This window comes from Nostoc commune NIES-4072 (assembly GCF_003113895.1).
GTDB lineage: Bacteria > Cyanobacteriota > Cyanobacteriia > Cyanobacteriales > Nostocaceae > Nostoc > Nostoc commune.
In genome coordinates this window covers 6,872,583-6,881,558 of sequence record NZ_BDUD01000001.1, presented here as the reverse complement: position 1 = coordinate 6,881,558, position 8,976 = coordinate 6,872,583, and the positions used below count along the sequence as shown (strand labels likewise).

Below are 8,976 nucleotides of genomic sequence, written 5' to 3'. Positions count from 1 at the left end.
ACTATTTCCTTCAAGGTCATGAATTTTACTACTAAGGATGGATGATTTTCAGTTCAAAAAACTCGTATTTAATATTACAAATAGTGAAATACTAAATTTGTAAGTAATTAATTTTCCTGGGCTACCAAGGAGTAATAATGGTTTTAAGTAAATATCAACGTGCTGTAGGCGTATTTACTCATCGTCGAGATGCAGAACAAGCACTACATGAGTTGAGAGATTCTGGCTTGGCGATGGAAAAAGTATCTGTACTTGTACAGAATACAGACCGCAATCATCAGATTGGTGATGATGAAAAAGGTGATAAATCCGACGAAGGCGCAACGGTAGGAGGGCTTTCAGGAGGTGCTGTTGGTGGGTTGACTGGTTTATTAGTAGGTCTAGGTACTTTAGCAATCCCTGGAGTTGGGCCAATAATGCTAGCTGGAGCAGCTGCAACCGCTTTGGTTACAACCCTTGTAGGGGCAAGCATTGGTGCAGCGACTGGAACTTTTGCTGGTGCATTAGTTGGTTGGGGAATGTCGGAAGAGCAAGCTAGAGCATATAACCAGCGAGTAGAAGTTGGACACTATTTAATAATCGTGGATTGTACATCTTTTGAAATTGCTAAAGTAGAAGCAATTCTCCTGCGTTGGGGTATTGAAGAGTTTGGCATTTACGAGCATTTCAACAGTGAACATGGAACTACAAATTATCTGAACACCACGACTTCTGCTACTGCCATTTCAAATAAAAGTGGGATTTTAACCAAATATGCTGTTAGTGACTTTAATAACATAGATAATGTTGAAGCTGCAATTAATGATATCTGTGGGGCAGGTTTTCCAGTAAACCAGATTTCCTTAATTTGCAAAGACTTTTCTCAATTTAAAGGATCAATAGGTGTTAATTTAAGTGAGCGTTTTGACGCTATGAGGCTAGGAATAGGAGATGAGTGGGCACGCTTTTACAACGAGCAAATTGAGCAAGGCAATTACATACTCATCATTAGTGGCACAGACAATGAGCTTGATTACGTTAGCTCTATTTTGGCTAATTGCGGCGTTCAAAAAATTCAAATTTATGACCCAATGTTAATTCGTTCCTAAAAGGATGTTTGAAAAGTATTAAAAGAATCTATTAAGCGAGTCTTCTCAGCATTAACCGAATCATTGCAATTGGCACAAATATTTCATGCGTTTGCGGTAAAATTTCATAGTCTTTACTTAAACGACGACACCAATTAAACCAACTAAAGCTACATTCACCAACAAGCGCATTTAGGTAGCTGCGATCGCTGTTGCATAGGTCGTTAGCCTGCCACTTGCTTGGAGGAAGCCCCTCTTTTTAGCAACAGGCTCTGTTATTGATCTGACAATTCTGCTGTTAACCTTTGTCCACTGCTATTTTGACGTTTTTAGAACTAATGAATCTGGATTTGCTCCTGGTAAATGATGCCTTGGAGCTAAAAGTTGTGCAACCATCTCTGCACGAGACGAAACCTCAAGCTTACGAAACATTCGCTTTAAGGCTTGCTTGACAGAATTTTCAGTAATCCAAAGTTGATGACCAATTTCTGCGTTAGTTTGCCCCAAAGCAACCAATTCTGCAATCTGCAATTCACGAGGCGTTAAGCGATCAGTTTTAAAAAGTTGGTGCTGGGACTTTCTTTCGTAAATTGCTTGTGAACCAACTGTCGTAGCCCAAACAGATAAGTGCAGGCAAATGGCGCTCATATCAGTTAGATTTTGTGTATCAAAGGCAGGCATTGACTTTTCACGGGTGCAACCCACTACGCCAACTAATTGATTGCGATTAATGATCGGCCCCGCCATCACATGCCAATGATCAGGGCGGGGACAGATGATTTTCCAAGCTTTTGGTGATGTCACTAATGCTTCGTGGACAGGCGCATGACGCTCCACCAGATAACGCGCTACAGGATTATGTTCAATGGATAGTGCAATTTTCAGAATTTTATGTTGATTGCTATCGGCTAAGAGTAGTTGCTCGAAGAAAAAAATTCTCCATCGTTTAGCGGCGAAATACTCACCAATTTTTGGCGTGACTTGCGATCGCAAATCATGCTCACTACGGGCTTGATTGATGGCTTCAAAAAGAAGCTTCAAGGGACTTGTCATAAATGAAATTGACTCAAGTGTACCCGTTCGAGGTCTAGAAGCATTGGAATACTAAGCCTATATTATCTTTAATTTCAACAACACTTTGATATGAAAATCAAGAAAAGAAATTGCTTATTCTACTGATCGAGCAGTCCTATCGTCTACCCATCAACAGAATGAGCAAATTTAAGAGGTACAAATGGCACAAGAGGCAATTTTCAGTCCTTTCTTTGCAACGGTGTTTTTGACACTCATAGTCTGGGTGTATATGTACATCCGCCGTATCAGTTTCATTAAAAGTAGAAAGATCAGTCCGGAGGATCTTGCTGTAGGCAGCACACTAGCCCAGATATCACCAGCAAATGTATCCAATCCATCAGATAACTTCAAGAACCTATTCGAGATTCCGGTACTTTTCTATGCGCTTGTACTATATCTGTTCATCACGAAGCAGGTAGATGCAGTATATGTGAACGCCGCGTGGGTCTTTGTTGTGTTTCGCGTATTGCATAGTGCTGTCCATTGCACATTCAATCTGATCATGCTTCGGTTCTACCTCTACCTATTTGCTACGCTTGCGGTGTGGTTTATTGCAATCCGCGCAGCCTTCATCCACTTTTTTGGCACGTAGATATGTAAAAGGAGCTAAACTTTACACACTATAACGACAAGCGGGCTAGAAACTTTTTATACCAATTCTCTAAAAAATTGCACTTAATAACGAGGTGATGATATAATCCCATCCACAAATAGAAGCGTAGTTTACCGCCATAGGCATCGCTTCTGCTGAGATGGAACCCTTGAACCTGTTTTAACTTCCGTCTTTATTGATCTTTAGGCCCCTCGCTTGTTCACCATGAAATTTTTTTAGCACCTTGGTATCAAGAAATGGAAAAGTATTTAGTCACCAAAGAAGAGATTGAGTCTTATGAAGGACTAGAAAAAACACATTTTCTCAACTCCAATGCTCGCAGACTGAATAAGTCTTTTCCTGCTATCAGGGTGAGAAAATTCGCAGAATAAACTATCTCCTGTTGCTGGTTCAACAACACTATACAGATAAAAGTTTTTTCTCTGCCAGCTAACAATACCTTCGAGCTTAACCGCTTTGAGGGTAATTGTACGACCTATTAGGGAAATGGAGTCATAATCGACTAAACCCTTACCTCTGTCTCTTATAATTTAGTGTATCTTTATGGAAAATTGCTATTAGGTGCAATTTATCTATCTTGCTGCTGTCGTTATCTGGTTTAACTGATGACACGCCCTTGAGCAACTCTTCCAGTTTTTCTACCTTAGTAGAATGTTGTTGTGTAGGGAATTATTTTGAAAGAAGAATGTCTTGCACTAACAGATCAGTAATTTTTTTTATCTGTAGTTGAGTGAATAGCTTTGTTCAAGTCCCGTAACAAGTTTTCTTCTGCATCTTGCTCTTGCTTGAGTTCTCGAATCATTTCTTGACTAGAACCAATGAGCAAGCCAGCAACTGCACCAATGATCGCGTATTTTTGCTCTAAATTTTGGTACATTTGACTGGTGTAAGGGCAAGGAAGTAAATTAGCAGCAATAAAACCAATTTCTGCACCCACAAATGCTGTCACAAAACCAGAGAAAGCGACCAATCTAGCATTCATTTGCTTTACTCCAATGCTTATAAAGTTGCTAAATTATTAGGGGATACTATTATTGTCTCAGCGTCTCCTAAAGTTGCAACTTAATCTTTACCTCTTGTAATAGAAGGCAGAGTGGGAAAGGAGGGAAAGCAGGGGAGGCAGGGGGAGCAGGGGAAGAAGATATCTGATAGTTGTCTTGGATAGAGGAATTTAGTGATTTAATTTTTGGACTTCCCTAACTCCCAACTCCCTATTTCCTTTTTACTTGCTCAAATCATTACGTCTGTTATCATCAGTATTCTGGCTGACAATTACAGATGAATGTTGATGAGCGATCGCTCTTGATTGTCCATCTTGGTTTCCATCTGGCGATGGCGGTTGGGAACGATTAGCAGGTTTACCCTTCAAGAAACGCTCTTCCAAAGTTTTGATAATTGCGTACAGGACTGGAACAATCAGCAAACTCAAAATCGTTGCTACGAGTAGTCCGCCAAATAAGGCTGTTCCTAATGACCAGCGCGAGGCAGAACCGGCTCCAGTGGCGACTACCAGGGGGAAAAATCCCAGCAAGGAGGCGCTTGAAGTCATGACAATCGGTCGAAATCTTTCTTGCGCTGCGGTTACAGCTGCTTGTCGAATTGTCATACCTTGTTCAAGGGCTTGATTGGCAAACTCGACAATCAAAATGGCGTTCTTTGACGCTAATCCAATCAGCATCACTAACGCCACGTTTGCGTAAACATCATTTACCAAACCGCGCAAAGCTAAAGCACTCAACGCACCTAACAACGCTAACGCTACAGTCAACAGAATAATCGCCGGATCAATATAACTTTCATACTGAGCAGCCAGCGTCAGAAACACCATAATGATTCCGAAGCCAAAAATCAAAATCCCCAAGTCAATACTTGTCGGTTAAGGGGCAAAGGGGAAGGGGGAAAGGGAAATTAAAAACCCTTAACCCAAACCCAGTAACCCTTTCCCAAAACCAAACTTTGGGTTCAAAATGCTTAACCGAGTAGTATTGATCCCCAAGTTACCTGCACTTAATTCTTCGCGGGCAGTGCCAATCCAGTCACTGCCAACCCCCTGTATTGCTGCTTCACTCACCGCTTGCTGCATTGCCTGAATCGCCTGTCCACTACTAAAGCCCGATGCTTCTCTACCTTGTAATTGTTTGTCCGATGTTGACATAATCTCCAACCTTGACCGGAAATTCACCGACTACACCAGTAATGGGTGCTACCACTTGCTTGAAACCGAGGTTGACTTGTGCCGCAGCCGTACTTGCTTGGGCTTGGCGGATATTTGCCTGTGCTTGCCGGACGGCTGCCCCTGATGCTGCGATTTATTTTTCGGCTGCTTGTAGGTCTGCGATCGCACTTTGTAAATTATTTTTAGCAACGTCTAACTCTTTTGACACTCCCCATGCCTGAAGGCAGGGGATTCCAGCGTCACTGACGCTCCTTGCTTTTACTGGACTTGCGTCCAACAGAAGTAGAGGGAACATCTCGACTGGCGTTACTTCCCGGATGCCCTCCGGTAGCGTTTGCACGACCTAAAATTACTTTGGCAGCATTCACATCACGTTGTTCAACGTGACCACAATGCAAGCAAGAATGAGTTCTAGTACTAAGTGATTTCTGAACTCTAGCACCACAGTTACTACATTCTTGACTGGTGAAATGAGGGGGGACAGCAATTATTTCCCGACCTAATTTCTCTCCAAAGTATTCAAGCCACTGGCGGAAGTTGTACCAAGACGCATCAGAAATACTCTTGGCAAGTTTGTGGTTTCTCACCAACCCACTAACATTTAAATCTTCCAAGACAACCTTAGCGTTAGCTAGGCATAAGTTACGCGCCAATTTTTTGGCGTGTTCATTCCTTCGTCGAGTTACTTTCAAATGTTTACGAGCATAAACACCACGAGCTTTCCTTCTACCAGATGACCCCTTTTTCTTTTTATAAATTTTACGCTGAACCCGTTTGATATCTTTCTCAGCTTTACGCAAGTATCGCGGGTTTTCTTCATGCTTGCCGAAAGAATCAGAGTAGAAGTATTCCAATCCCACATCAATACCAATAACAGAATTAGTTAATGGTGCTTCCTGCTTGTTATCAACTTTTACGCAAAACTGCACATAATACCCATCTGCACGACGAACGATCCTAACTCTTTTGATTAGCTCAACAGGATAAGTATGGATATCCCACTTGCCCAATAATTTGAGTTCACCAATACCTTTCTTGTCAGTGAATGTTATTCGTCGTTTTGTTGGGTGTAATTTCCAAGACTGTTGTTTGTATTCAACAGAGCGACTATGTTTTTTAAATCTTGGATAGCCCTTCAATCCTTGCTTTTTAGTTTTGCAGTTGTCGTAGAAACGCTTGATAGCACGTTCTACATTCTCAACAGATGCTTGGCAAGCATGACTGCTCAAATCTCTCACGAATTCATATTCTGCTCTTAATTGAGTGTTGTATTGGTACAATTCTTTCTTGCCAATACCACGATTATCTATCCAATATCTAAGCACTTTATTTCTGACAAACTGACTTGTGCGAATAGCTTCATCTATAGCTTTTGCTTGTGGTTTTTTGACAACTGCTTTGTACTCCATTACTAACACTCTTAAATCACCTCCTTGATATACAGCATTACCTGAAATACTATATAGTTACAGGCTATATAATGTCAACAAGGTTCCATGCAAAAGTTTAAATCAAACAACAATGTTGTTTATTCGTGTAAATATCATGTTATTTTTTGCCCTAAATACAGAAGGCCAGTGCTTGTGAATGCAATCGCCTCTCGACTGAAAGAGTTGCTTGCTCAAATAGCAATTGACATTAAAGTTGAAATTATAGAGATGGAAATAATGCCAGATCATGTACATTTACTAGTAGAAGTTGACCCGCAATTTGGAATACACCGTGTTGTGAAGAGATTCAAAGGTGCGACTTCTAGGTATTTGCGATTAGAATTTCCAGAGTTGAAAAGTAGATTACCTACTTTGTGGACTAATTCTTATTTTGTTTCGACAGTGGGAGGCGCACCACTGGAAGCGGTGAAAATGTACATCCAAAACCAAAAAGAAACTTGACGGCGATAGCGTAGCGGTAGCGAGTCATCGAGCGTCTTGAAATCGCCAACGGCTAACCCCCATAAATGAATTTAGGGGCTAGCCCGCCGTTGCTACTTTGGTCTAGCTATGGCTCCTTGGCGAACTAACTGTTGGGTACGATTGAATTGTGTCCGTTGCAGCTGAACATTGGCGGCTGCTTTGGTACGTTGGCCTATAGCTTGTTGTTGCTCTGCTTGAGCAGTTCCCAAGGCTGCTTGGGCGGAACTTGCAGCTGCGATCGAACTGGCGACATTAGCCTGAGCCTGATCTAAACTTAAGGATGCGATCGGCGTACCTTGCTGTACTTGTTGACCACTCGACACCAAAATCGATTCGATTCGTCCTTGAATTTGTGGCTGTAGTATGACTTTTTGCTGCGCCTCCAACGACCCGACAAACTGGGAACTTTCTACTATTGTGCCTGTGTCAATTTTCTGAAGTTTCATCGGCAATGGGGGCGAGATATTTGGTTAATCATTAGATATATCTTTCGTCTGAATCGCGGCTTTACCTCAAACAAACTCATCTTTGAATAAATCTCTGGATTAATATTAAATGAGTCAAACGGATTAAAAAAATTACCAGAGATAGAGATAATTAAGTTTGTAGGGTAGATATAGCGCGGTTGAGCAAGGTACAAGAACCGTTTGGTTGCGTAGAAGTGGCATCGACTTGTCGCTAGATATCGCTCTATATAGCGGTTACTTGAAATATCGACGTAATACTCCCATTGATTCTACGCTAGCTTTTGTTGGCAATACCTGTTAATAATGCAAACCTTCCCTTTCCGACGGCTGCTACTGTGTACACACAGGTTTTTTAGAGTCACTGCGTAACGTAGAGTAAGCTAATTTTTGAAGGTCGATGCAACAAAGGTGCAAGTCAAAAGACTTGTGTGTATATCGTAGCCAACGGACGAGAGAGACAGATTTGAACTTTAGTTAAAGTCGGAGAGAGGTTCATTTTACTCACATTGAGTTAATGAGGTATCAATAAATTATCCTGTCATAAATGATATGCATAAAATAGGAATATTTTTTTCTTCCTTTAGTTATATATAAATTTATTTCATCTATTTTTTTAGAAAATATTCTTCTCGAATTTGCAAACAAAACCATGACTTTAGTCATAGTTAAAGCGTACACAAGATAAAAAATAGTTGTTAAATTTAGTAAAGATTCGCAGTCATTGCACAGTTAAAAGGTTCGATTGATATCGGGGCTTGTGACTGAATTTTGTTCGTTACTCTTTCAGCAACGTCATTTTTTTATGTGTAGATTAATTGGCTACCTTGGTAATTCCATCCTATTAGATGAGTTGCTGTATAAACAGGAGCATTCGCTCTACAAACAAAGTTACAGTCCTTTAGAATTAAAATCAGGAGTAGTTTGTGCAGACGGGGTAGGTTTAGGCTGGTATGACGAAGTGGGTAAACCCTTTATTTACCGAAACACGATCCCGATGTGGAACGATCGCAACCTCGAAGAGTTGAGCAACTATGTACAATCTACTTGTACTGTCGGTTATGCGCGATTAGCTGGGATAGGTGAATCCCTCGACATTAGCAACTGTCAACCATTTCGTAGTGGGAAACTGTTGTTTGTGCATAATGGCGAAATCTCAAACTTTCAACAGACTCTCTACAGACCAATCCGTGATAGCCTCTCTGATTCCACATACCGCCTGATTAAAGGCATGACTGACTCTGAACATATCTTCGCTTTGCTAGTGGAAATGTGGCAGTCATCTCCAGACAGCACTGTGTTCTCAGCCTTACGTGCCACGGTTCAAAAATTGACTGAGTTGGCATCAAAATACGACACCAGCTTTAGTGCCAATATAATTGTCACCGATGGTCAAGCAATTGCAGCAATTCGCTACGCTTACCGTACACAAGCTCCTACTCTTTATTGGTCTTGTGATGCACTCAAGGAGTCAGACCAAATTATTGTTGCCTCTGAGCGTTTATCTAACCAAAATTGGACTGCTTTTGGTGAGCAAAGTATGCTATCTTTTCAAGCTCAGTCATTACAGCCAACTATTAGTCTGTTGGATTGATTTGCTTAATTGGGGTTAGATAAACATTGCGGCAGGTTACTCTTATAAAATAACTCTTACCAATAATGGTAAGAG

10 protein-coding genes and 1 pseudogene are annotated in these 8,976 nt (G+C 41.1%); 5 read left to right on the top strand and 6 right to left on the bottom strand.

What is annotated here, in order from left to right:
• Positions 1–137 precede the first annotated feature (137 nt).
• Positions 138–1,088 (top strand): hypothetical protein, encoded by a 951-nt coding sequence (locus CDC33_RS30845; protein WP_109012163.1) that lies wholly within the window; start codon positions 138–140, stop codon positions 1,086–1,088.
• A gap of 294 nt (positions 1,089–1,382) precedes the next feature.
• On the opposite strand, the gene CDC33_RS30835 is transcribed toward CDC33_RS30845, so the two are convergent.
• Complete coding sequence (locus CDC33_RS30835; RefSeq protein ID WP_109012162.1) at positions 1,383–2,120, bottom strand: LuxR C-terminal-related transcriptional regulator; 738 nt, start codon at positions 2,118–2,120, stop codon at positions 1,383–1,385.
• Positions 2,121–2,301: 181 nt separating this feature from the next.
• On the opposite strand from CDC33_RS30835, the gene CDC33_RS30830 reads away from it, so the two are divergent.
• Positions 2,302–2,733: an MAPEG family protein gene (locus tag CDC33_RS30830; RefSeq protein ID WP_109012161.1), complete on the top strand. Its 432-nt coding sequence runs from the start codon at positions 2,302–2,304 to the stop codon at positions 2,731–2,733.
• A gap of 724 nt (positions 2,734–3,457) precedes the next feature.
• Here CDC33_RS30830 and CDC33_RS30820 read toward each other — a convergent pair.
• The 3 genes and pseudogenes from CDC33_RS30820 to CDC33_RS30810 all read right to left on the bottom strand — a co-directional run bounded on the left by CDC33_RS30820 (position 3,458) and on the right by CDC33_RS30810 (position 4,909).
• Positions 3,458–3,736, bottom strand: coding sequence for a hypothetical protein (locus CDC33_RS30820; protein WP_109012160.1), 279 nt, complete (start codon positions 3,734–3,736; stop codon positions 3,458–3,460).
• A gap of 240 nt (positions 3,737–3,976) precedes the next feature.
• Positions 3,977–4,606 (bottom strand): annotated as a pseudogene (locus CDC33_RS30815) (efflux RND transporter permease subunit); the annotation flags it as partial.
• Positions 4,607–4,672: 66 nt separating this feature from the next.
• Positions 4,673–4,909 carry a hypothetical protein gene (locus CDC33_RS30810; RefSeq protein ID WP_109012159.1) on the bottom strand — a complete coding sequence of 79 codons (237 nt, stop codon included), beginning with the start codon at positions 4,907–4,909 and terminating at the stop codon, positions 4,673–4,675.
• An 11-nt stretch (positions 4,910–4,920) separates the two neighbouring features.
• On the opposite strand from CDC33_RS30810, the gene CDC33_RS37980 reads away from it, so the two are divergent.
• Entirely contained in the window at positions 4,921–5,151 is a 231-nt protein-coding gene (locus CDC33_RS37980; protein ID WP_146195869.1) for a hypothetical protein, read from the top strand.
• A gap of 18 nt (positions 5,152–5,169) precedes the next feature.
• Here CDC33_RS37980 and CDC33_RS30805 read toward each other — a convergent pair whose 3' ends face one another.
• Positions 5,170–6,339: an RNA-guided endonuclease InsQ/TnpB family protein gene (locus CDC33_RS30805; RefSeq protein WP_244919277.1), complete on the bottom strand. Its 1,170-nt coding sequence runs from the start codon at positions 6,337–6,339 to the stop codon at positions 5,170–5,172.
• A gap of 87 nt (positions 6,340–6,426) precedes the next feature.
• On the opposite strand from CDC33_RS30805, the gene tnpA reads away from it, so the two are divergent.
• Complete coding sequence (gene tnpA, locus CDC33_RS30800) at positions 6,427–6,822, top strand: IS200/IS605 family transposase (RefSeq protein ID WP_109007719.1); 396 nt, start codon at positions 6,427–6,429, stop codon at positions 6,820–6,822.
• A 92-nt stretch (positions 6,823–6,914) separates the two neighbouring features.
• Here tnpA and CDC33_RS30795 read toward each other — a convergent pair whose 3' ends face one another.
• Complete coding sequence (locus CDC33_RS30795; protein ID WP_181374186.1) at positions 6,915–7,289, bottom strand: efflux RND transporter periplasmic adaptor subunit; 375 nt, start codon at positions 7,287–7,289, stop codon at positions 6,915–6,917.
• 823 nt (positions 7,290–8,112) lie between these two features.
• Here CDC33_RS30795 and egtC point away from each other — a divergent pair.
• Positions 8,113–8,901, top strand: coding sequence for an ergothioneine biosynthesis protein EgtC (egtC, locus tag CDC33_RS30790; RefSeq protein ID WP_109012158.1), 789 nt, complete (start codon positions 8,113–8,115; stop codon positions 8,899–8,901).
• Positions 8,902–8,976 lie beyond the last annotated feature (75 nt).